26 protein-coding genes are annotated in these 21,016 nt (G+C 72.0%); 15 read left to right on the top strand and 11 right to left on the bottom strand.

Features of this window, described 5'->3' with window-relative positions:
• Position 1: 1 nt before the first annotated feature.
• Positions 2–316 (bottom strand): hypothetical protein, encoded by a 315-nt coding sequence (locus tag AB0B58_RS07570; protein ID WP_360219152.1) that lies wholly within the window; start codon positions 314–316, stop codon positions 2–4.
• A gap of 93 nt (positions 317–409) precedes the next feature.
• On the opposite strand from AB0B58_RS07570, the gene AB0B58_RS07565 reads away from it, so the two are divergent.
• Positions 410–1,387, top strand: coding sequence for an LPXTG cell wall anchor domain-containing protein (locus AB0B58_RS07565; RefSeq protein ID WP_360219149.1), 978 nt, complete (start codon positions 410–412; stop codon positions 1,385–1,387).
• On the opposite strand, the gene AB0B58_RS07560 is transcribed toward AB0B58_RS07565, so the two are convergent.
• Both AB0B58_RS07560 and AB0B58_RS07555 read right to left on the bottom strand, forming a co-directional pair.
• On the bottom strand, positions 1,384–2,193 hold the full coding sequence (locus AB0B58_RS07560) for a GNAT family N-acetyltransferase (RefSeq protein ID WP_360219146.1): 810 nt from the start codon (positions 2,191–2,193) through the stop codon (positions 1,384–1,386). The two genes, AB0B58_RS07565 and AB0B58_RS07560, sit on opposite strands and share 4 nt — an antisense overlap.
• 92 nt (positions 2,194–2,285) lie before the next feature.
• Positions 2,286–3,041: a helix-turn-helix transcriptional regulator gene (locus tag AB0B58_RS07555; RefSeq protein ID WP_360219143.1), complete on the bottom strand. Its 756-nt coding sequence runs from the start codon at positions 3,039–3,041 to the stop codon at positions 2,286–2,288.
• Between the two features lie 176 nt (positions 3,042–3,217).
• Between AB0B58_RS07555 and AB0B58_RS07550 the strand changes: the two genes are divergently transcribed.
• The 3 genes from AB0B58_RS07550 (at position 3,218) to AB0B58_RS07540 (ending at position 4,495) form a co-directional block, all read left to right on the top strand.
• Complete coding sequence (locus tag AB0B58_RS07550; protein WP_360219140.1) at positions 3,218–3,436, top strand: hypothetical protein; 219 nt, start codon at positions 3,218–3,220, stop codon at positions 3,434–3,436.
• 412 nt (positions 3,437–3,848) lie between these two features.
• Positions 3,849–4,295 (top strand): hypothetical protein, encoded by a 447-nt coding sequence (locus tag AB0B58_RS07545; protein WP_360219137.1) that lies wholly within the window; start codon positions 3,849–3,851, stop codon positions 4,293–4,295.
• Positions 4,265–4,495 (top strand): hypothetical protein, encoded by a 231-nt coding sequence (locus tag AB0B58_RS07540; RefSeq protein WP_360219134.1) that lies wholly within the window; start codon positions 4,265–4,267, stop codon positions 4,493–4,495. The genes AB0B58_RS07545 and AB0B58_RS07540 overlap by 31 nt, the downstream gene beginning before the upstream one ends.
• Here the strand turns inward: AB0B58_RS07540 and AB0B58_RS07535 are convergent.
• Genes AB0B58_RS07535 through AB0B58_RS07515 form a run of 5 tightly spaced genes read right to left on the bottom strand, consistent with a single transcriptional unit; the run spans position 4,482 to position 8,480 of the window.
• Positions 4,482–4,877, bottom strand: coding sequence for a PIN domain-containing protein (locus tag AB0B58_RS07535; RefSeq protein WP_360219131.1), 396 nt, complete (start codon positions 4,875–4,877; stop codon positions 4,482–4,484). The genes AB0B58_RS07540 and AB0B58_RS07535 overlap by 14 nt on opposite strands.
• Positions 4,874–5,113: a hypothetical protein gene (locus tag AB0B58_RS07530; RefSeq protein ID WP_360219128.1), complete on the bottom strand. Its 240-nt coding sequence runs from the start codon at positions 5,111–5,113 to the stop codon at positions 4,874–4,876. Before AB0B58_RS07530 ends, AB0B58_RS07535 begins: the two co-directional genes overlap by 4 nt.
• A 60-nt stretch (positions 5,114–5,173) precedes the next feature.
• A complete protein-coding gene (ychF, locus tag AB0B58_RS07525) occupies positions 5,174–6,259 on the bottom strand; it encodes a redox-regulated ATPase YchF (RefSeq protein ID WP_360219125.1) in 1,086 nt (361 codons plus the stop codon).
• Positions 6,260–6,270: 11 nt separating this feature from the next.
• Entirely contained in the window at positions 6,271–7,395 is a 1,125-nt protein-coding gene (locus tag AB0B58_RS07520) for a hypothetical protein (RefSeq protein ID WP_360219122.1), read from the bottom strand.
• Positions 7,392–8,480 (bottom strand): helix-turn-helix transcriptional regulator, encoded by a 1,089-nt coding sequence (locus AB0B58_RS07515; protein WP_360219119.1) that lies wholly within the window; start codon positions 8,478–8,480, stop codon positions 7,392–7,394. Before AB0B58_RS07515 ends, AB0B58_RS07520 begins: the two co-directional genes overlap by 4 nt.
• A 237-nt stretch (positions 8,481–8,717) precedes the next feature.
• Here AB0B58_RS07515 and AB0B58_RS07510 point away from each other — a divergent pair, with 237 nt between their 5' ends.
• Both AB0B58_RS07510 and AB0B58_RS07505 read left to right on the top strand, forming a co-directional pair.
• On the top strand, positions 8,718–8,954 hold the full coding sequence (locus tag AB0B58_RS07510; RefSeq protein WP_360219116.1) for a hypothetical protein: 237 nt from the start codon (positions 8,718–8,720) through the stop codon (positions 8,952–8,954).
• A gap of 95 nt (positions 8,955–9,049) precedes the next feature.
• Complete coding sequence (locus tag AB0B58_RS07505) at positions 9,050–9,547, top strand: GNAT family N-acetyltransferase (protein WP_360219113.1); 498 nt, start codon at positions 9,050–9,052, stop codon at positions 9,545–9,547.
• Here AB0B58_RS07505 and AB0B58_RS07500 read toward each other — a convergent pair.
• Positions 9,544–10,239 (bottom strand): hypothetical protein, encoded by a 696-nt coding sequence (locus AB0B58_RS07500; protein ID WP_360219110.1) that lies wholly within the window; start codon positions 10,237–10,239, stop codon positions 9,544–9,546. The genes AB0B58_RS07505 and AB0B58_RS07500 overlap by 4 nt on opposite strands.
• 78 nt (positions 10,240–10,317) lie before the next feature.
• On the opposite strand from AB0B58_RS07500, the gene AB0B58_RS07495 reads away from it, so the two are divergent.
• From AB0B58_RS07495 to AB0B58_RS07480, 4 genes are read left to right on the top strand one after another with little or no spacing between them, the layout of a single operon-like run.
• Positions 10,318–11,733, top strand: coding sequence for an AlkA N-terminal domain-containing protein (locus AB0B58_RS07495; RefSeq protein ID WP_360219107.1), 1,416 nt, complete (start codon positions 10,318–10,320; stop codon positions 11,731–11,733).
• A complete protein-coding gene (locus AB0B58_RS07490; protein ID WP_360219104.1) occupies positions 11,730–12,239 on the top strand; it encodes a methylated-DNA--[protein]-cysteine S-methyltransferase in 510 nt (169 codons plus the stop codon). Before AB0B58_RS07495 ends, AB0B58_RS07490 begins: the two co-directional genes overlap by 4 nt.
• The gene (gene valS / locus AB0B58_RS07485) at positions 12,236–14,767 is read left to right on the top strand and encodes a valine--tRNA ligase (protein WP_360219101.1); all 2,532 of its coding nucleotides are present in this window, start codon (positions 12,236–12,238) and stop codon (positions 14,765–14,767) included. Before AB0B58_RS07490 ends, valS begins: the two co-directional genes overlap by 4 nt.
• A 55-nt stretch (positions 14,768–14,822) precedes the next feature.
• Positions 14,823–15,371 (top strand): hypothetical protein, encoded by a 549-nt coding sequence (locus AB0B58_RS07480; protein ID WP_360219098.1) that lies wholly within the window; start codon positions 14,823–14,825, stop codon positions 15,369–15,371.
• 7 nt (positions 15,372–15,378) lie between these two features.
• Here AB0B58_RS07480 and AB0B58_RS07475 read toward each other — a convergent pair whose 3' ends face one another.
• On the bottom strand, positions 15,379–16,104 hold the full coding sequence (locus tag AB0B58_RS07475; RefSeq protein WP_360219095.1) for a hypothetical protein: 726 nt from the start codon (positions 16,102–16,104) through the stop codon (positions 15,379–15,381).
• A gap of 54 nt (positions 16,105–16,158) precedes the next feature.
• Between AB0B58_RS07475 and AB0B58_RS07470 the strand changes: the two genes are divergently transcribed.
• Positions 16,159–17,325, top strand: a complete 1,167-nt coding sequence (locus AB0B58_RS07470) for a DNA recombination protein RmuC (protein ID WP_360219092.1) — start codon at positions 16,159–16,161, stop codon at positions 17,323–17,325.
• Here the strand turns inward: AB0B58_RS07470 and AB0B58_RS07465 are convergent.
• Positions 17,322–18,314 carry a 4-hydroxy-3-methylbut-2-enyl diphosphate reductase gene (locus AB0B58_RS07465; protein WP_360219089.1) on the bottom strand — a complete coding sequence of 331 codons (993 nt, stop codon included), beginning with the start codon at positions 18,312–18,314 and terminating at the stop codon, positions 17,322–17,324. The two genes, AB0B58_RS07470 and AB0B58_RS07465, sit on opposite strands and share 4 nt — an antisense overlap.
• A 110-nt stretch (positions 18,315–18,424) precedes the next feature.
• On the opposite strand from AB0B58_RS07465, the gene AB0B58_RS07460 reads away from it, so the two are divergent.
• From AB0B58_RS07460 to AB0B58_RS07445, 4 genes are read left to right on the top strand one after another with little or no spacing between them, the layout of a single operon-like run.
• The gene (locus AB0B58_RS07460) at positions 18,425–18,946 is read left to right on the top strand and encodes a hypothetical protein (protein WP_360219086.1); all 522 of its coding nucleotides are present in this window, start codon (positions 18,425–18,427) and stop codon (positions 18,944–18,946) included.
• Positions 18,947–19,000: 54 nt separating this feature from the next.
• The gene (locus AB0B58_RS07455; RefSeq protein ID WP_360219083.1) at positions 19,001–19,534 is read left to right on the top strand and encodes a hypothetical protein; all 534 of its coding nucleotides are present in this window, start codon (positions 19,001–19,003) and stop codon (positions 19,532–19,534) included.
• A gap of 27 nt (positions 19,535–19,561) precedes the next feature.
• Complete coding sequence (gene xseA, locus AB0B58_RS07450) at positions 19,562–20,794, top strand: exodeoxyribonuclease VII large subunit (protein WP_360219080.1); 1,233 nt, start codon at positions 19,562–19,564, stop codon at positions 20,792–20,794.
• Complete coding sequence (locus AB0B58_RS07445) at positions 20,791–20,994, top strand: exodeoxyribonuclease VII small subunit (protein WP_354717373.1); 204 nt, start codon at positions 20,791–20,793, stop codon at positions 20,992–20,994. The genes xseA and AB0B58_RS07445 overlap by 4 nt, the downstream gene beginning before the upstream one ends.
• The last annotated feature ends 22 nt before the right edge of the window (positions 20,995–21,016 follow it).

The following is a 21,016-nucleotide window of genomic DNA, read 5'->3' as shown; positions in this document are numbered from 1 at the left end:
CCTACTTCACGTCGAGGTAGTCGCTGCCGCCGTTCACCGCCGTCGAGGCGGCGTCGCCGGCGAAGACCCGCGCGACGGCGAGGTAGTCGCCGGGCGGCAGCTGGGCGGTGCCGGCGGGGCTGTCGCCGTCGCCCTGCACGACGTGGTAATTCCACGTGCTGCGGTCCCAGACGTACATGAACCTGCCGGAGACCTTGGCGGCCGCGGCGATGGCGAACTTCACCTGGTAGGTTGCCGCGGCCGAGGCCGGCGGCGGCACGGAGGCCACGACGAGACCGACCGCCACCGCGACCGCCAAGATCCGCAGCAATCTCATGGCGGCCACAGTAGACGGATCGTGCGCCTGCCGTGCACCCCGGAATGGAAGCGGGACAGCGGCGCGGCGGAGGACGTGACACACTCCCCGCCCATGACGGCACGCCTCGCAAGATCTTTCGCGATTCTCCTGCTCATCGTCGGCGCGACGATCGGCCTCGGCCCGGCACCCGCCTGGGCCGCACCGATCGACCTGAAGATGACCCTGACCGGGCCCACCACGGTCACCGCCGGCGGCGTCGTCGCCTACCGCATGCGGGTCGAGGCCGGGTCGGCGCCGGACGCCGCCTCGATACGCGCGTGGATGTACCTGCCGTCAGGCGTCACCTTCCTTCCGGCCGCGTGGCATGAAGACGAATCCGGCCCGTGCGTCGACGGCAGCTGCACGGTGAAGAGGCCCGAGCACATCGCCCGCGGAGTGTTCGAGTGGACCGTCACGCTCCAGTTCGACACCATGCCGGACGGCACCCGGCTGGGCCTGCGGGCGACCGCCGAGTCGGCCGGCGAGGAGGCCACGCCGGCCGACAACCTCGACGAGCTGGACGTGACCCTCGTGGAGGCGGACGACGTCGGCCTCACCGCGGTACCCCCGGCGGGCCCCGTGACCGCCGGCGAGCCGGTGACCTTCGATGTCATCGCGAAGAACCTCGGCCGGCGGCAGATCTCCCGGATCGCGCTCGCCTACAGCGAGCTCGGCCCGTGGTTCACCGGCGGCAGCCTCGACGTCGAGGGCTCCGAGTGCATGTCCGACCCCGGCCAGATGCGCTGCTCCCTGCCGGCGAACCTGAAGCCCGGCGAGGAGCTGCGGATCAAGAACATCTTCCCGACCCACGCGAACGACGAGACCTGGGGCACCCGGGGCACCGTCCGGATCCGCTCCACGAACAGCGACATCACCGTGAAGTTCCGTTTCGCCCCCAAGCCCGGCTCCACGACCTCACCGCCGGCCCCGGGAACCGGCGGCGGCCTCCCGGTCACCGGAACGGCGACCACGCCACTCGCCCTCGGCGGCATCGTCCTGCTCCTCGCGGGTACGGGCGCCCTGTGGGCCACGCGCCGCCGGCGCGCCTAGTCCTCGTCGGGCGTTGAGCAGCGCCGCCAGAGATAGGGCGTCGTGGTCGACACCTTCACCAGACCCGACCGCTCCAGGATCGGGCGGGAGTACTCCGTCGAGTCGCTGTGCACCAGGGACCTCGCGCTGTTCAGTGCCGCTCGGGCGCGGGCCGCCGTGAGCGCACGGTAGATGCCCCGGCCCCGCCATGATTCGCGAACGGCGCCGCCCCAGAGGCCGGCGAAGTCGCTGTCCGCCACCAGTTCCAGCCGTCCCGCCCCGACCATCTGGCCGTCGGCCTCCGCCACCCACAGCTCCATCCCCGTCCCGAGCCCGAGCCGGTGAAGGAGGGCGTCCGCCAGCTCCCGCGAGGGCTGTTCCCCGAAGACCTCGTCCGACATCGCGCTCATCGCACGGACGTCCCGCTCGCCGGTCACCCGGCGCAGCGTGACCCCGGCCGGCAGAGGCACGTCCACCGCCAGGGCGGAGGCCTCCCCGATCATGATCGACTCCGGGTCGTCCGGGAAGAACCCGTTGCGGACCAGGGCCTCGTGCAGACCGGGAGCGTGGTCGTGGCCCCGGGCCTTCCATTCCACCCGCAGGACCGCCGGCTCGGCCCGGTAGTGGTCCAGGGCCTCCGAAACCAGCCGGTCGATCGCGTCGGCGGCGGCATCGGGTAGCGGCGGATAGGTGATGAAACCCCGCCCGCCTTCGAAGGTGGCGAGCCGCAAGGGGCCGTGCCGGGCGACCGAGACCGCGCCCGCCGTCTCCGCCTCGGTGCGCAGTTGTTCGTCGTAGAGCCGGAGGAGGTACGCCGCGTCTTTCATCGCCGATCAGGCTGCCGACGCAGGCCACCCGCGTGCAACCGATTTAGCGACGCGAGGCCGATCCGTGTCTGGCATGCCAGACACCCGTGTGGTCAATTGAGGACGTCAGCTGCCTCGGCCGGCCGGCTGTACTTCTCCATCGCCGCCTTGCCGGTGCCGGCCTCCTGGAACGCCAGGGTCCATGGGCCGGTGTTCGTCTCGCCGTCCTTGCCGAAGCCGACCCACTTGCCGGTCATCCGCAGGCCGGTGGCGTCGGCCTGGAGCTGGATGGCGCCGTGGTAGCGGGCGCCGCGGTAGTAACCCTCGGCGTCGGTGGTCTCCGACCAGGTGCCGGTGACCACAGCGCCCTCAACGGTGAGGTCCATGGTCAGCATGGAGTTGGCCGACCCGGGGATGCTGCGCACCGTGAGCCTGTCGTCGTGCTGCAGCAGCACCACGTGGTGGTAGGCGGGGAAGGACTGGTCCCGGCTGCTGGAGAAGTACTGGTACTCGCTGAGCCAGATGCCCGTGTAGTTGCCGAACGGGCGGTGCTGGCCGGTCGGGGCGGTCAGCAGACCGTCGGCCCGAACCTCCAGGTCGTGCCCGCCGCGACCGTCCTCGACGACCATGGTGTCGGCGCCGGCCGGGAATCCGAGCGACGCGATCGGTAGGCGGGTGACCGCCTCCAGCGCACGGGCGCTTGCCGGCCGCGGGTTGGCGATCTCGCCGCTCTCGTATCGCTGGACGGTGCGCTTGGTGGTGCTGGGCGCGCCGGCCTGGCGCATCCGCCCGGCCAGTTCGTCCTGGCTGAGGCGCAGCGACAGACGGACCGCCCGCAACGCGGTGTTGGGTCGGTGATCGTTCTGCATGGCGACGAAGGTACTCCAACGTCGCCGCAATGTCGCCCCATATGTCGTCCGAACGCCGTCTTGCACGTCGTCGCGAAAGGCGACGTATCGGCGACATCCTGTAGTCGGAGGCGGCGGCTAGGGCCGTAAGAGATCCGTGGTCGTCGCCTCCCTTCCATCAATGCCGGAAGGCGACCATGGCCACCGTCGAACACCTCGCCGAACGCCCGACCTGGGACTGCCTGGCCTGCGGTAAGCCCTGGCCGTGCGATCCCGCACGCGAACGCCTTCTCGCGGAGCTGAGTCCGGTTCAGGTCGCCGTATACGCCTGGGCCAACCTCGAAGAGGCGGCCGGCGATCTGGCGGACATGCCGATCAGTGAGGCCTTCGACCGGTTCCTCGCCTGGACGCGGTAGGTCACGCCGGAGGCACGAACGCCTCCTTGATCAGCGGGAGTCCGCCACGGCCGCCCTGCTGAACTTTTCCGCGCGGTTTCACCAATGGAGACAGGCTGTGGTCATAGGCCCGCCGAGGTTGCACCATGCGCACGCCGCCCTGCAGTCGGCAGGGTCGTGCTTGTCCCCGCCCTTGCCCAGGGTGGATGTGGTCGGCGCGCTCTGCCCGCCCCGTGCACCCTAGGCCCTTCGATGGTGCAGTGCCACCGATCCCGATCCATCGGTGGCGCAGAACGTGCAAGGTGGAGGGTGCCGAGGGCATCACGCTGCGGACGTGATGATCGTCTTCGTAATCGGTTGGTGACTTTCGGCGACGGAGCGGGTCGCGACGAGGCTGGACCAGGGCCGGCGCCGGGATGACGCGGTTCGGGGTGTGCAGTCGGCGGAGTTGCCGGCGTCGGTGGCGTGGTTGCTGCATCCGGGCAAGGCGGTGGTGCCGTTCTTCGGCCGGGGTTGGGTGCTGCAGGCGCTGGAGACCTGGGCGTCCGATCCGGAGGCGATGGCGGTCCGGCTGCTGGTGGGCGCCGGCGGTGTCGGCAAGACCCGCCTGGCGCGGGAGTTCGCGGGCCGGCTGCCGGCCTGGCAGTGCCGGTGGATCAAACCACGGTTCGAGCTGCAGACGGCCGGGCTGATCGCATCCGGCGAGATCGCCGGACGGTCACTGCTGGTGGTGGATTGTGCGGAGGCCCGGGACCGCTCCGGTGTTGCGGCGCTGATGTGCGCGGCGCAGCAGGTGTCCGGGGTGCGGGTGCTGCTGCTGGCGCGGTGGACTGGCCGGCGGACACGCCGGTGTTGCGGCTGCACGCCGCGGCCCTGGTGACGGCCCTTGGCGGCGTCCACCGGCAGGGCCGGTACGACGTGCTGGAGGAGGTGCTCAGGCACGAGGCGCGGTACTGGCGGTCCGCGGCGCGCAGGGCGGGTCTCGTCGCCGGCGATGACCCGTCGGCGGATGCGGTGCTGGAGCAGGTGGCCGGGGTCGCGGCGCTGATCGGCGCGGACGGCCCGGTTACAACCCGATGACCCGAACCCGTTGCCCGCACAGCTTGGCCATGTCGTCGACATCGGAGGTCAGAACCACCACCGGCCCCGGCAGCCGCAGTGCCACTTCGGCAACCATGGCGTCGATCGCGTACTTGTGCCCATGCAACCTCGCCTCCTTCAGGAGACCTGCGCTGCGGCGGGCGCTTTCCTTCGTCACCGGCTCCACCCGAGTCCGGGACAAGAGCCAGTTCAGTCGTGCGACGTCCAAGCCGTCATACGAAACCTCGATGATTGTGGCGGCCGAAATGGCGAGATCGGCTCCGTCACGCTCTGCCTGCTCCAGAAGCCGCATCACCTTGCGGTCCCGGTCGATCCACGAAGAGAGGCCCTGCGAATCGAGCACCAGCGATTCGATGCTCACGCCGCATGCTCCATCCCCTCGGTTCCATGCAGAAGAGCCTGGGCCTCGGCCATCTCCTGATCGGTGAACGCGCCGAACTCACCCTGGTAGTGGTCCAGTTCCTCCCGCAGAAGCCTGCGCCGCTCGGCACGCTCGGCCAACTCGGTAAGGTAACCGGACACGTTGTCGGTGTGCGTCTTCATGCTTTCCAGCAGCTCGACCGGCAGCGTGATCGTGACCTTCCTCGTCTTCGCCATACCGCGACCATACCACGGTATTACCGCGTCGGAAGATGCCCGATTCGACCCGGACGGCTACTAAACGTTGAAGCGGAACTCCACCACGTCGCCGTCCTTCATGATGTAGTCCTTGCCTTCCATGCGGACCTTGCCCGCCGCCTTGGCCGCCGCCATCGAGCCCGCCGCGGTCAGGTCGTCGTAGCTGACGATCTCGGCCTTGATGAAGCCGCGCTGGAAGTCGGAGTGGATCACGCCGGCGGCCTCCGGGGCGGTCGCGCCGACCGGGATCACCCAGGCGCGGGCCTCCTTCGGGCCGGCCGTGAGGTAGGTCTGCAGGCCGAGCGTGTTGAAGCCGACCCGGATGAGCTGGTTCAGGCCGGGCTCGGTCTGGCCCGTCGACTCCAGCAGCTCCATCGCCTCGTCGTCCGGGAGGTCGATGAGCTCGGACTCGATCTTCGCGTCCATGAAGACCGCTTCGGCGGGTGCGACCAGCGCGCGCATCTCGTTCAGGAACGCCTCGTTGCCGAGTTCGTCCTCGTCGACGTTGAAGACGTACAGGAAGGGCTTGGTGGTCAGCAGGTGCAGCTCGGCCAGCAGGTCCAGGTCGATGCCCGCCGCCTGCGCGCCGACGTACAGGGTCGTGCCCTCGTCGAGCAGCTTGAACGCGGCCTCGGCGGCGGCGACCACCGGCAGGCGGTCCTTCTTCAGCTTGGCTTCCTTCTGCAGGCGCGGCAGCGCCTTCTCGACCGTCTGCAGGTCGGCCAGGATCAGCTCGGTGTTGATCGTCTCGATGTCGTCGGCGGGCGCGACCTTGCCGTCGACGTGCAGCACGTTCGGGTCGGAGAAGGCGCGCACCACCTGGCAGATCGCCGAGGCGTCGCGGATGTTCGCCAGGAAGGCGTTGCCCCGGCCCTGGCCCTTCGACGCGCCGCGCACCAGGCCGGCGATGTCGACGAAGGAGACCGGCGCGGGCAGGATCTTCTCCGAGCTGAAGATCTCGGCCAGCTTCGTCAGCCGCTCGTCGGGCAGCCCGACCACGCCGACGTTGGGCTCGATCGTCGCGAACGGGTAGTTCGCGGCGAGCACGTCGTTCTTGGTCAGGGCGTTGAAGAGGGTGCTCTTGCCGACGTTGGGCAGGCCGACGATCCCGATGGTAAGGCTCACGACAGGCCAGTCTACGGGGCGGGCAGGTGCACGTACGCCTTGAGCCCGAGGGCGGCGAAGGCCGCGGCCGGGTCCGCGTGCCGGGGCAGGCCGGCCTGGAACCTTTTCCAGACGTCGAGGTCCGCCTGCCAGGCCCGCAGGTAGGCCACGCAGAACGCCGGATCGATGATCTGGCAGCGGCCGCGGGCCACCTTCAGCGCCTGAATTATCCGGGTACGCCGCTCGTCCGGGCGGTGCCGGGCCAGCCGGGCCAGGATCTCGTCGATCATGGCGATCCGGCTGTCGAGGAAGGCGCGCCAGAACCGCTCGTCCGCCGCCTGCATGGGGCGTTCGTGGTCGGACAGGGAGAAGAGGCCCTCGGCGAGGCAGTCGCCGAACTCCTCGGACCGCGCCCGCTCCGGCGACAGGTACGGGTCGTAGGGCTCCTGCGTGACCCGCCCGTGCACCGCGACCTGCTCGACGTTGCGGCGGCCGACGAGGAAGAGCCAGTCCTCGTTGTAGATCGTGGGGAAGAACGGGGTGCGGGCGTTGACGCGTACGGCCATGGCGCCGCCGCCGACGAAGACGTCCTGCGGCAGGCCGACCTCCCGCCGGGCGTGACACACGACCGAGTTGTCGGGAAAGCCGACGTTGCGCATCGCCGACACGTTGTGGTCGCGCAGCAGGCCGCCGGCGTCGCGGATGGCTTCCGGCCGGAGCTGGGTGAGGTCGTCGTCGAGGAAGGCGACCCGCTGCCAGCGCAGCATCCGGGCCACGGCCAGGCCGAGGTTGCGCTTGATGCTGACGTCGTTGGCGCGGTTCAGCTTCTTCTGCGCCGCGAGGAGGACGTCACAGCTGAACACCGGCAGCTTCGCCCGGTCGGTGACGTCCACCGCGATGACCGGCGCGCCGAGGAGCTTCGCGTGCTCGCGCACTATCTCCGCGGACGACCAGCGGCTGCACAGCGCGATCATGGGCCGCCCGAGCTCCCGCGCCAGGAGCACCGAGTCGCGCATGGTGGCCGGGTTCCGGACCGTCGGCACCACGATGGCGGGCACGTCGCCGGGCGTGACCTGCGTCGGGTGTACGAGCAGGTGACCGTGCGAGTACCGGTGTCCGACGGCGCGCTCGACGGGAAGCTGCAGGGCGGTGGTCATCCCGCGTTCGACCACTCGTGCAGGACGGTGCCGGGCAGGGTCCAGTCCGGGGTGATGACCTCGCCGGCGACGATGCTGGCCCGGGCCAGGATGCTGTACGTGTCCTCGGGCCGGTACCGCTGCTCGATGTAGGCGCGGTTGCGGTCGCGGAAGCGGGGGTCGGTCAGGGTGCGCACGGCGGCGTAGGTGCCTCGACCGTAGTTGCCGTTGCAGATGGTGACCGACCTCTTCCGGTTGAACGGGTTCGGCGCGCGACAGAACTGGGCGACGTCCTCGATCAGCCGCTGGCCCGGCGGGTCACCCTCCAGCCTCGACGGGAAGACCGTCGCGTTGCCGTCGTGGTCCAGTACACGGAAGGAACCGACGTCCGGGTCACTTCCCTCGCGCCGGTCCTGTGCGACCGGGAGGCCCAACGACTGCATCACCCGGCGCGTCATGGGGTTCCAGTCCACGCCACCCATTAGGACCAGGTGGTTGGTTACGTCGTCCTGGGTCAGTTCGTCGGCGAGCTTGCGGCGCACGGAGACGCCGGGGTTCGCGGCGTACACGTGGCCGTAGAGCTCTATCAGGGCGTCGAGGTCCGAGTAGGCGTACAGCTCGACGTAGTCCGGGCTCTCCGGCGAGGTGTAGGTCTCGCTGGCGCGCAGTTTGGCGGGCAGCCGGGCGCAGACGAGCGTGATGGACGACTGGTCCGGGAAGTGCCACATGCCTTCCCAGGGCGACCGGGTGGTCAACTCGTCCGCGCTGGACCGGCTCGGCGGCAGGCCGGGGCCGGTCGCGGTGCGCAGCTGGAGCAGTTCGCGGAACAGGTCCTCGAAGCGGTCGAGCTCGTCGTCCCTGAGGTCCTGCCGGGTGAGCAGCCGCGGGTGCCCGTCCGCGAGCGAGCGCGGGCTGGCGAAGAACCGGGCGTAGGCGTTCAGCCATTCCTCGGAGGGTTGGGCCTTGCCCTTTTCCCAGGACGAGACGAGCGGGACGCTTCGGCCCAGCGCGGTGGCGACCACTCCCTGGGTCACCGGCTGGTTAGCGAACCCGGTCTCGCGCAGCGCACGCAGGCGCGCACCGAGCCGCTTGCCGTCGTCAGCCATCGCAGTCCTTCAGTCGAAACTTCAGCTATCTACTGAACTCTTGCTTCAGTTCAGGCTGAAGTTTAGCTTAAAGGCAGAAGTTATCCGAAACGTTATGTCGGATGACCGGCTGTGGAGGGAGGCGCACTCCGCAAGCGATGGCGAAGACGACGACACCCCCGGTGGCCGCCGAGGGTGCAGTCAGGGCATTTCCTTCAGTGGCATTTCAGTTCCACTTGCCTGCAGAAAGAAGCCACCATGACCACATTAACCCTGGACTCCCTGCTGTCAAACTCCGCCGCGGACCAGGACGGCACGCTGAGCGCCCTCATCGTCTGCATGATCCTGGTGATGGCCGTGCTGGTGCGGCTCTTCGGCGGGATGATCGCGCCGTTCAAGGACGTCATCAAGGCCGCGGTCGCCGCCCTGGGCGCCCTGCTGCTGACCGGCGCCCTCGTCGTCATGCTGGTCGCCGCGCTCGTGATGTCCGCGTAGTGGCCGGCCTCTCGGCCGGCGGGCCGGCGTTCCACGCCGCCGGTGGGCGCCGGCCCCGGGGTGACGGGTGGCGCATCCACCGGCACGATGATCCCGTGGGGGACCTACAGGGATTGCGCATCGCACCGCAGGTCCCCGGAGACATCGACCGGCTGGGTCGCACGTTCGGGCCGTCCGCCCGTGGCTACTACCTCGAACGGTCCCGCCGGCAGGGCGTGCTGCTCGTCGCCCGGGTCGGCGAGCGGTCCGTCGGCGCGGTGTTCGTCTCGACGGAGCCGGCGCCCGAGTCCGCGATCATCCGCCACCTCGGCAAGGTGCCGATGCTGCACCGGCTCATGGTCGACGCGTCCCTGCGCCGCAAGGGCGTCGGCACGAAGCTCATCGCCGCGGCCGAGGCCGAGCTCCGCCGCAGGCGGCTGTGGCGGGTGGCCGTCGGCGTCGACGTCGACAACCCCAGCGCGGCCCGGCTGTACCGCCGGCTCGGCTACCGGGAGTGGGCACACGGGCTGCTCGAGACGATCCGCGAGGACGTCAAGGACGGCAAGGTGATCGTCCTGCCGGACGAGTGCCATGTCTTCGTCAAGCACCTCTAGCGGGTGAGCACACCCAGCGGGTTGTCGGCCATCGTGCGCAGCTGGGTGGCGAGGTTGCGGGCGTCGCCGTCCGGGTTCGCGGCGATCGCCTCCGCCAGCGCCCGCAGTTCGGGCGACGGGAGCTGCGCCATGCCGATGCCGTGCAACGGGATCGTGATCGTCGGCCCGCCCGCCGGGTCGCGGGCGATCAGCGTCGGTACCCGTTCAATCGTCTCGCGGGAGGTCTCCCGGTTGCGCCGGAAGGCGAGCGCGCCGACCGTGATCGTGGCGGTCGCCAGGTCCACCGTGCGGGCCCGGAACGCGCGCCGCACCGTCGCCCTCGTCCCCTCCAGCCAGGCCGCCGTCCGCAGCGAACCCAGCGCCAGATAGAGCCCGAGGAGGACGAACGGGATGCCGATCAACCCGACCAGCCGCATCGCGCCGATGCCGTCGTCGAAGCCGGAGAACCAGCTGCCGTTCGACACGCAGTCCCGGACCGACTCGGGCAGGAACTCCTCCGGGATGCCGGAGATCTCGTCCGTCGAGGGGCAGGACTCGTCCGCGTTGATCACGCCGCGCAGCCAGTTGTCCGCGATGAGCGGCAGCATGACGAACGCCGCGCCGCCGGCCGCGAAGAGCAGGCCGAAGAGCGTACCGACGACCTTCTGCGCGGGTGGGGCGCCGATCGACAGGCGCAGCTTCTCGCTGATCACGACCGGAAGCATACGTCGTAACGGCAATGTCCGAATCCCGCCAGCCGAAGGCTTCCGCGGTGGAGCAGACTCGGTCGCATGGAGTTGGACTTCGAGCGGTGCTACCGGGCCGTGGACAGCCGCGACCAGCGCTTCGACGGCTGGTTCTACACCGCCGTGCACACCACCGGCATCTACTGCCGCCCGTCCTGCCCCGCCGTGACCCCCCGGCGGGAGAACGTCTCCTTCCACCCCAGCGCGGCCGCCGCGCAGCGCGGCGGCTTCCGGGCCTGCCGCCGCTGCCGGCCCGACGCAGCGCCCGGCTCACCCGAGTGGGACGTGCGGGCGGACACGGTCGGCCGCGCCATGCGGCTCATCTCGGACGGCGTCGTCGACCGCGAGGGCGTGCCGGGACTGGCGAGCCGGCTCGGCTACACCGAGCGGCACCTCAACCGCATGCTCGGCGCCGAGCTGGGCGCCGGGCCGCTCGCGCTGGCCCGGGCACAGCGCGCACAGACCGCGCGCATCCTCATCGAGACCACCGACCTGGGCCTGGCCGAGATCGCGTTCGCCGCCGGCTTCGGCAGCGTGCGCCAGTTCAACGACACGATCCGGGCGGTGTACGCCCGGTCGCCGAGCGAGCTGCGGCAACGCCGGACGGCCCGGCGGCCCGAGGCCGGCACCATCACGCTGCGGCTCGCGTACCGGGCGCCGCTGCACGCCGGCGCGTTGCTCGGGTTCCTGGCCGCCCGGGCGCTGCCCGGGATCGAGGACGCCGACGCGACGACGTACCGGCGGGGGTTGAATCTGCCGCACGGCGGCGCGACCGTCTCGCTCACGCCGGGCGACCGGTGGGTCTCCGCGACGCTGCGGCTCGCGGACGTCCGCGACCTCGCGCCGGCGGTCGCCCGCTGCCGCCGGCTCCTCGACCTGGACGCGGACCCGGTCGCCGTCGACGGCACGCTGGGTGCGGATCCCGCGCTCGCCGCCGCGGTGCGCGCGGAGCCAGGGGTACGGGTACCGCGCGCGGTCGACGGCTTCGAACTCGCCGTACGGGCGATCGTGGGCCAGCAGGTCTCGGTCGCCGGGGCGCGCACGACGCTGGGCCGCCTGCTGGGCCCCGCCACCCAGGGCGAGCTGCGCGGATTCCCCGGCGCCGGGACCGTGGCCGAACTGCCCGACGAGGTGTTCCGGATGCCGGCGTCCCGCCGGGAGACCATCCGGGCGCTCGCCGGGGCGGTGGCCGACGGCAAGCTCGACCTGGAGCCCGGCGCCGACCGCGAGGAGTCCGTCGCCCGGCTGCTGGAGCTGCCGGGCGTCGGCCCCTGGACCGCCGGCTACGTGGCGATGCGCGCCATCGGCGACCCCGACGTCCTCCTGCACACCGACGTGGCGGCCCAGCGCGGCGCGAGGGCGCTCGGCCTGCCGCACTCCCCCGACGCCCTGGCCGCGCACGCCGAGAGCTGGCGGCCCTGGCGCTCCTATGCCCTGATGCGACTCTGGAGGTCAGCATGATGCAGCACACGACCATCGACACCCCGGCCGGGCCGTTCACCTACCTGGTCAGCGACGCCGGCGCCGTGCGGGCCTCGGGTTTCACCGCCGAGCTCGGCGAGCTGCTGCCGCTCGTCCACTCCGAGCTGCGGGAGGAGACGCGGCCCGCGGCGTCTCCCGGGCCGGTCGGCGACGCGGTCCGGTCCTATCTCGACGGCGACCTCGCCGCGATCGACGACGTGGTGGTCGAGCAGCACACCGGCGGGCGGTTCCTGGGCCACGCCTGGCGGGTCATGCGTGACATCAAGGCGGGCGAGCCGGTGACCTACACCGCGTTCGCGGAGCTGGCCGGGCGGCCGGCCGCGGTGCGCGCGGCGGCGACGGCCTGCGCGCGCAACGCCGCGGCGCTGTTCGTACCCTGCCACCGGGTGCTCGGCACCGACGGCACGCTGCGCGGATACCGTTGGGGACTCGACGTCAAAACCTGGCTGCTGCGGCACGAGCAGGGCCGTAGCATCGCTGCATGACCGATACGGGCAGGACCGCGCGCGCCGGTCTCCCCGAGCGGCCGTCGCTGGACGGCCTCGAGGAGAAGTGGGCGAGCCGCTGGCAGGAGGAGGGCACGTACACGTTCGACCGCAGTAGGACGCGGTCGGACGTGTACGCGATCGACACGCCTCCGCCGACCGTATCGGGCGAGCTGCACATGGGGCACGTCTTCTCCTACACGCACACCGACACGGTCGCGCGGTTCCAGCGGATGCGCGGCAAGACCGTCTTCTACCCGATGGGCTGGGACGACAACGGGCTGCCCACCGAGCGCCGGGTGCAGAACGTCCACGGCGTCTACTGCGACCCGTCGCTGCCGTACGACCCCGCGTGGCAGCCGCCGGCGACGCCGCCGAAGCCGGCCGTCGCGGTGTCGCGGCGCAACTTCGTCGAGCTGTGCAACCGGCTCACCGTCGAGGACGAGAAGGCGTTCGAGGCGGTCTGGCGCAGGCTCGGGCTGTCGGTCGACTGGGCGATGACCTACACGACGATCGGCGCCCGGTCGCAGGCCGTCTCCCAGCGCGCGTTCCTCGCCAACCTGGCGCGCGGCGAGGCGTACACGGCGGAGGCGCCGACCCTCTGGGACGTCGGCTTCCGCACCGCGGTCGCGCAGGCGGAGGTCGAGGACCGGGACCGGCCCGGCGCGTACCACCGGCTGCGCTTCCACGGCCCGGACGGACCGGTCGAGGTCGACACGACCCGGCCCGAGCTGCTGCCGGCCTGCGTCGCGCTGGTCACCCATCCGGATCATCCGCTCGTGGGCCGGACCGTGCGCACGCCGTTCTTCGACGTCGAGGTCCCGGTGCACGCCCACCCGCTCGCCGAGGCCGGCAAGGGCACCGGCATCGCGATGGTCTGCACGTTCGGCGACCTCACCGACGTCGTCTGGTGGCGCGACCTGCACCTGGAGACCCGGGTCGTGCTGGGCCGCGACGGTCGTCTCCTGCCGGACCGGCCGGCGGGCGTGCCGGAGGCGGCGTACCGGCCGTTCGCCGGGCTGACCGTCAACGCCGCCCGGCGCGAGGTCGTCCGGCTGCTGGCCGAGACCGGTGACCTGGTCGGCGACCCGCGGCCGGTCAGCCACCCGGTCAAGTTCTACGAGCGGGGCGACTCGCCACTGGAGATCGTCACCAGCCGGCAGTGGTTCATCCGCAACGGGGGCCGGGACGCCGAGCTGCGCGACGGGCTGCTCGCCCGCGGGCGCGAGCTGACCTGGATACCGGGCCACATGCAGCACCGCTACGACCACTGGGTCAACGGGCTGACCGGGGACTGGCTGATCAGCCGGCAGCGCTTCTTCGGCGTGCCGATCCCGGTCTGGTACCGGCTCGACAACGCTGGCGAGCCGGACTACGGCCAGCTTCTCATACCGGATGTTTCGGCGTTGCCGGTTGACCCATCCTCGGAGTGTCCTCCCGGCTTCGACGAGTCGCAGCGCGATGTCCCGGGCGGCTTCACCGCCGACCCGGACGTCATGGACACCTGGGCGACCTCATCGCTGACACCGCAGATCGCCGGCGGCTGGGGCAGCGACGACGACTTGTTCGGCCGGGTGTTCCCGATGGACCTGCGCCCCCAGGGTCAGGAGATCATCCGGACCTGGCTGTTCTACTCGGTGGTCCGCTCGGACTTCGAGCACGGTGCGCTGCCGTGGAAGACGGCCGTGCTCTCCGGCTGGATCCTCGACCCGGACCGCAAGAAGATGTCGAAGGCCAAGGGCAACGTCGTCACGCCGATGGACCTGCTCGCCCAGAACGGCTCGGACGCGGTGCGGTACTGGGCGGCCAGCGGGCGGCCCGGCGCCGACCTGGTGTTCGACCCGGCGCAGATCAAGGTCGGGCGCCGGCTCGCGACCAAGCTGCTCAACGCGTCCAGGTTCGCGCTCGGCCTGGGTGCCGCGGACGCGCTGCGGCGGCCGGTCACGGCCGGGCTGGACCGCGCGGTGCTCGCCCGGCTCGCCGAGATCGTCGACGTCGCCACGGCGGCGTTCGACGCTTACGACCACACCGCGGCGCTGCAGGCGAGCGAGGCGTACTTCTGGACGTTCTGCGACGACTACATCGAGATGGTCAAGGACCGGGCGTACGCCGAGGGTCCGGCCGGCGACTCGGCGAGGGCCGCGCTCGCGGCCGGGCTGTCCGTGCAACTGCGGTTGTTCGCGCCGTTCCTGCCGTTCACGACCGAGGAGATCTGGTCGTGGTGGCGCTACGGCTCGGTGCACCGCGCGACCTGGCCGACCAGGTACGAGCTGACCCGGGTCGCCCCCGACGGCGACGCCACCCTGCTCGACCTGGCGGGGGACGCCCTGCGTCAGGTCCGCCGCGCCAAATCGGACCGGAAACTGTCGATGAAGGCGGACATCCCGCTGGCGGAGGCGCTCGGCCCGGCGGCGATGCTGGAACGGCTGGCGCTGGTCGAGGGCGACCTGAAGGCGGCGGGCCGGATCGGCGAACTCGACATGCTCCCGGACCGCACGGCGGAGCTCGTGATCGCCTGCGCGTTCTGAGCGGCCTTGGGCAACCCGGTCCTACGGACGCCGCCGACACGGCAGCATGGGAACCATGTCGATCCCGCCCGACGAGGTCGAGGCCCCGGCCGACGACGCGGTCCTCTTCCGGTCGTCGCCGTGGCGGACGTTCGCGCTGATGTTCGGCGTCGTGCTGGTCGCCTACCTGGCCGTGTCGCCGCTGGTCGCGCTCCTGCCGGGCGCCCAGCAGGACCCGTGGTGGTCCACCGTCGTGCAGGGCGCGGTGATCGGGGCCGTGGTGGCCGGGTGTTACGCGCTGTCGGCCCGCTCGGCGCTACCCACCTGGGTCCGGGCCTCGTCGGGCGGCCTGGAGCTGGCCGCGCAGGGCAGCGACCCGGTGCTGCTGGCCTGGCCGGACATCGACCACGTGGTGGTGCGCCGGGACGGGCTGCGCACGGTCCTCGACGTGACCCCGGTGGACCTGGACCGGGTCCATCCGGTCTCGGAGGAGGACGAGGGCTGGCCGGCGATCCGCGACGACGACGCCGACCCCGCGGGCCGGCCGGCCTTCACCGCCGATCTGACCGAGGTCTGGCCGGGCCCGCGGGCCCTACGCCGCGAGCTCGCCCGGCGCATGCACTGACCGGCCGCTAGAAGTCCCCACCGCCGAAGTCCCCACCGAAGTCGCCGCCGCCGAAGTCCCCACCGCCGAAGTCGCCGCCGGCGTCGCCCGCCGCGTCCTGGAAGCCGTCGCCGTAGCCCATGTCGCCGAACTCCGGCGAGAGCAGCGCGTCGAAGATCAGCATGCCGCCGAGGACGCCCGCACCGGCTCCGAGCGCGGTGCCCCAGACCGGCGTCGAATACCAGCCCGACGGCACCGGCCGGCCCTGCACCCGACCGCCCGGGTAGTAGTAGGGCGTCTCCGGCCCCGGTCGCGGTCCCGCCCGGTACCGGTGGCCCTGCACGCTGACCTCGCGCTCCTGGGTCAGCTGGCCCGCGCCGCGCGCGGCCGCGAGCGGCGGCAGCTCCGGGCCCGGGTCGAGGCCCATCGCGAGGCGCGCCGCGCGCGCATAGGCCAGACCCTCCAGGGCCGACTCCCGCGCCAGTTCGAACTGCCGCACCGACCGGGCCTGCTGAAGCTGCCCGCCGGCCGCGTTGTAGCGCTCACCCGCGTCGGCGAGCGCCTGCCGGGCCGCCGGGTCGTCGCCGCCGTGCAGGTTCATCAGCTGGCCGCCGAGCCGCTCGTACCACCGCTGGGCCTCGGCCCGGGCGTCGTCCAACTGCCGCTGCTCCCGGGCCGCGGTGCCCCGCCGCGCCACCACGGCGACCGCCACCACCAGGATCAGAATCAGGAAGAGCAGCAGAAACACCTTCATGACTCGACCGTACCCGCGCCGATCCGGTCGGGGGTGTCTGGCAAGCTCCGATGCGTGACCTTCTCGACGCTCGCCGTGGTGATCATCTGCCTGGTAGTCGGCGGCGCGCTCGGCTGGCTGGCCGGGCGCCTGCGCGCCGCCACCGACATCGCCAGGCTGGAGGCGACCCTGGAGGCCGGCCGCGAGGGCGAGGCCCGGCTGGAGCAGTCGCTGCGCTCGCTGTCCTATGAGGCGACCGCGCAGTCGCAGGAGGCCGTTGCCCGCGCGGTGGCCCCGCTGCACGAGACCCTGCAACGCTACGAGCTGCGGGTGGCCGAGCTCGAACGCGACCGGGTGGACGCCTACGCCGAGCTGCGCGAGCAGGTCCGGTCGATGGGCGCGGTCTCGGGCGAACTGCGGACCGAGACGAAACAGCTGGTCGCGGCGCTGCGGGCACCGCAGGTGCGCGGCCGCTGGGGCGAGCTCCAGCTGCGCCGCATCGTCGAGGCGGCCGGCCTGCTCGAGCACTGCGACTTCGCCGAGCAGGTCACCGGCGCGACCGACCACCAGGGCGTACGCCCCGACATGCTGGTACGCCTGCACGGCGGGAGGTGCGTGGTGGTGGACGCCAAGGCGCCGTTCGACTCGTATCTGTCGGCGATGGAGGCCCGCGACGAGCGCACCCGCGACGCACACCTGGACCAGCACGCCAAGGTGCTGCGCGGGCACGTGGACGCGCTGTCGGCCAAGGCCTACTGGACCGCGTTCGACCAGGCGCCGGACTTCGTGGTGCTGTTCGTGCCGGCCGACCCGTTCCTCGACGCGGCCCTGCAGCGCGACGCGTCGCTGATGGAGCACGCGTTCACCCGCAACGTGGTGCTGGCGACCCCGGCGACGCTTGTCGCCCTGCTGCGCACGGTGGCCTATTCGTGGCGGCAGGAGGCGCTGGCCCGCAACGCGCTTGCGGTGCACAGCCTGGCCCGCGAGCTGTACGGCCGGCTGGCCACGCTGGGCGATCACGTTGGCAAGCTGGGCAGCTCGCTGAGCGGGGCGGTGACGGCGTACAACCGCGCCGTCGGCTCGCTGGAGTCACGGGTGCTGGTCAGCGCCCGCAAGCTCGCGGAGATGGGCGTCTCGGACGACGAACTGGTCGTACCGGCGCAGGTGGAGCTGGCCCCCCGCCAGCCGCAGGCGCCGGAGTTGCTCGACGACAGCGGCCTCGACGGCCGGCCGCTGCGCTAGCCGCGGGCGGCCGCGGCCGCGGCGGCCTTCATGTCGCGGCGCAGTTCCTGCGGCAGCGAGAAGGTCAGCCGCTCCTCGGCCGTGGTGAACTCGGTGACCTCGCCGAAGCCCCGCTCCGCGAGGTAGGCGAGCACCTCCATGACCAGGTCGTCGGGGACGCTGGCACCCGAGCTGACGCCGACGGTCGCCGCGCCCTCCAGCCACTCGTCCTTGATCTCCGAGGCGTAGTCGACCAGGTGTCCGGCCCGCGCGCCCGCGCCGAGCGCGACCTCGACCAGGCGCACCGAGTTGGACGAGTTGGTGGAGCCCACGACGATCACCACGTCGCACTCCGGGGCGATCTCCTTGATCACGTGCTGGCGGTTCGACGTGGCGTAGCAGATGTCGTCGCTGGGCGGCGACTGCAGCAGCGGCAGCCTCGTCTTCAGCCGGGCGACGGTCTCCATCGTCTCGTCGACCGACAGCGTGGTCTGTGACAGCCAGACGACCTTCGCCGGGTCGCGGACGACGACGTTCTCCACGTCGTCGGGCCCGTCGACCAGCTGGATGTGCGCCGGGGCCTCGCCCGCCGTGCCGATGACCTCTTCGTGCCCCTCGTGCCCGATGAGCAGGATGTCGTAGTCCTCGGCGGCGAACCGCTTCGCCTCGTGATGCACCTTGGTGACCAGCGGGCAGGTCGCGTCGATCGCCTTGAGTCTGCGCTCGCGGGCCTGCTCGTGCACCTCCGGCGCGACGCCGTGTGCCGAGAAGACGACGGTCGAGCCCTCCGGGACCTCCTCGTTCTCCTCCACGAAGATCGCACCGCGGGCCTCGAGCGTGGTGACGACGTGCTTGTTGTGCACGATCTGCTTGCGCACGTAGACCGGGGCGCCGTAGAGCTTGAGCGCCTCCTCGACGGTCTGCACGGCACGGTCGACGCCGGCGCAGTAGCCCCGCGGCTTGGCGAGGAGCACACGCTTGCGAACTGGGCTGGAGGAGTCGGCGGTCACCCAGCCATGGTACGTGCACCCGGCCGCGACCGGTCGGCGTGCGACGGGCGCCACAGTCGCCCGGCATCGCCGCCGGGCGCGATCGCGCCGCGGCGCGGCATACTCGTCCGGTGGATGAGACGAGTGTGACGGTTGGGCACCGGGTCAGCGCCGCCGTGCGAGGGCTGCTCGGCGCGGTGAGCCTGGTCGGCGGCCTGACCTGGATCCTGCTCAACCTGGATGCGCCGCGGCCGTTCAGCGACGTGACCGTCGGCGTGGTGCTGGCCATGGGCGGGCTGGTGCTGCTCATGCCGCACCGGGTCGGGCTGCCGGCCCGGGCCACCGCGGCGGCGACCGCCGGCGCGGCGGTCGGCGGCACGCTGGCCGGCTGCCTCGTGGCCGGCGTCAACGTCGGTGGCATGTTCGCCTACCTCGCCAGCCGCGGCTGGCCGCACGCCTGGCTGACCCGGGGCGGGGTCGGCGCCGACCCGGCCGCGGCCCAGGCGGCCGCGAACCGGGCGAACTGGCGGATCGACGCCGTGAACCTCGCCGCGGACCTCTACTTCTGGGGCCTGGTCGGCCTGCTGGTGCTGGCCTGCGCCGTCGTGATCCGCCGCGCCGGCGCACGGCGGGACGCCGTACCTCAGTCATGATCTACAGAACGCGTTTCCGCACGCAGGGGCGGTGACGGACGCGATACTCAGGCGATGAGCGCCGTAGGTGACGCGGGGTACCCGGCCGGCCGCACGGGGGGCCATGACGAGCCGGCACACGGTCTCCTCGGCTCGTTCGGCGCGGCGCTGCGGCTGCTCGTCGGCTGGTTCAGCATCCTCATCGGGGTCCTCAACCTGCTCGTCGAGATCGACCGCGGCGGCGCCGGCGACGGCGCGTACCTGGCGTTCCACGTCATGCTCGTGATCGGCGGCGTGCTCATGATCATGTTCCCGAGCCTCGGCGCCGGGGCGGGCGTCGCGGGCTACTGCGCCGGCGGCGCGGTGCTGGCCGGCGGCATGATCCTCAGCGGCGTGCGGGCGTTCGACGCGGCGTGCTGCATGACCGCGTACGCGGACCGACACGGCTATCCGTTCAGCTTCGCGGCCAGCGACGCCGGCCGCTGGCACCTCGGCGGCCAGCACCTGCTCGCCGACCTGCTCTTCTGGGGGTACGCGGGCCTGATCGTGCTGGTCGCGGTGGCGTGTGTGCGCCGGGCCGTGCGACGCCACGACCGGGAACCGGGCTGACCCGGCCCCAGGGCCTAGGCTGGCCCGGTGACCCAGCCCGAGACCCCGAGCGCGCCTGCGAAGTCGAGCGCCGACGAGCCGTGGCCCGTCCGGGTCGTCAGCCAGAAGGTCAGCGCGTGGATCGCCAAGCTCGGCTGGGTCTGGGTCGACGGCCAGGTCGCGCAGATCAGCCGCCGCCCCGGCGCCAGCGTGGTCTTCCTGACGCTGCGCGACCCGTCCGCCGACCTCAGCCTCACCGTGACCGCCCATCGCGACGTGCTCGACGCCGGCGCACCGGAGCTGGCCGAGGGCGCCCGGGTCACGCTGCACGCCAAGCCCGAGTTCTACCCGGCGCGCGGCTCGCTGAGCCTGCGCGCCGACGAGATCCGCCAGGTCGGCCTCGGCGAGCTGCTGGCCCGCCTCGAGCGGCTGAAGAAGCTGCTCGGCGCCGAGGGCCTCTTCGCCCGCGAGCGCAAGCGGCGGCTGCCGTTCCTGCCGCAGCGGGTCGGGCTGATCACCGGGCGGGCGTCCGCGGCCGAGCGGGACGTGCTGATGAACACCCGGCGCCGCTGGCCGTCCGTGGACTTCCGGGTGATCAACGTGCCCGTGCAGGGCCCGACCGCGGTGCCGCAGATCATCGACGCGCTGAAGGTGCTCGACAACGACGACACCGTCGACGTGATCGTGCTCGCCCGCGGCGGCGGCAGCGTCGAGGACCTGCTGCCCTTCTCCGACGAGGCGCTGTGCCGGGCCGTGTTCGGCTGCCGCACCCCGGTGGTCAGCGCGATCGGCCACGAGACGGACGCGCCGCTGATCGACTACGTGGCCGACGTGCGCGCGTCCACGCCGACCGACGCGGCCAAGCGGATCGTGCCCGACCTGGCCGAGGAGACGAACCTGGTCCGGCAGGCGCGGCGGCGGCTGGACCGCGCGGTGATCACGCTGGTCGAGCGCGAGTCGCACCGGCTGGAGTCCTGGCGGTCGCGCCCGGTACTGGCCCGGCCCGAGGCGCTCGTCGAACAGCGCGCCGTCGAGGTCGGCGCCCTGCGCGACCGGGCGATACGCAGCCTGGACCAGCGGCTGCGCCGCGCCGACGACGATCTGCGGCACACCCTGGCACGGCTGCGGGGGCTGTCGCCGATGGCGACCCTGGAGCGCGGGTACGCGATCGTGCAACGCGCGGACGGCCACGTGGTCCGCGCGGCAGGCGAGGTGGAGACGGGTGACGTTCTCCGGGTACGGCTGGCCGACGGTGAGCTTCGAGCGGGAGTGCGGGAATGACGGACGAGGAACTCAGTTACGAGCAGGCCCGCACCGAGCTGGCCACGGTGGTGGAACGCCTCGAGCAGGGCGGCAGCTCACTCGAGGAGTCGCTGGCCCTGTGGGAGCGCGGCGAGAAGCTGGCGGACGTCTGCCAGCGCCGGCTGGACGGCGCCCGCGAGCGCATCGAGGCGGCGCGAGCGGCCCGCGACGACGGATAGGCAACGTCCCCGGACATCACAC

The organism is Actinoplanes sp. NPDC049118, from assembly GCF_040648555.1.
Classification (GTDB): Bacteria; Actinomycetota; Actinomycetes; order Mycobacteriales; family Micromonosporaceae; genus Actinoplanes.
The sequence above is the reverse complement of the archived record's forward strand: the minus strand, read 5'-3'. Positions and strand labels throughout refer to the sequence as shown.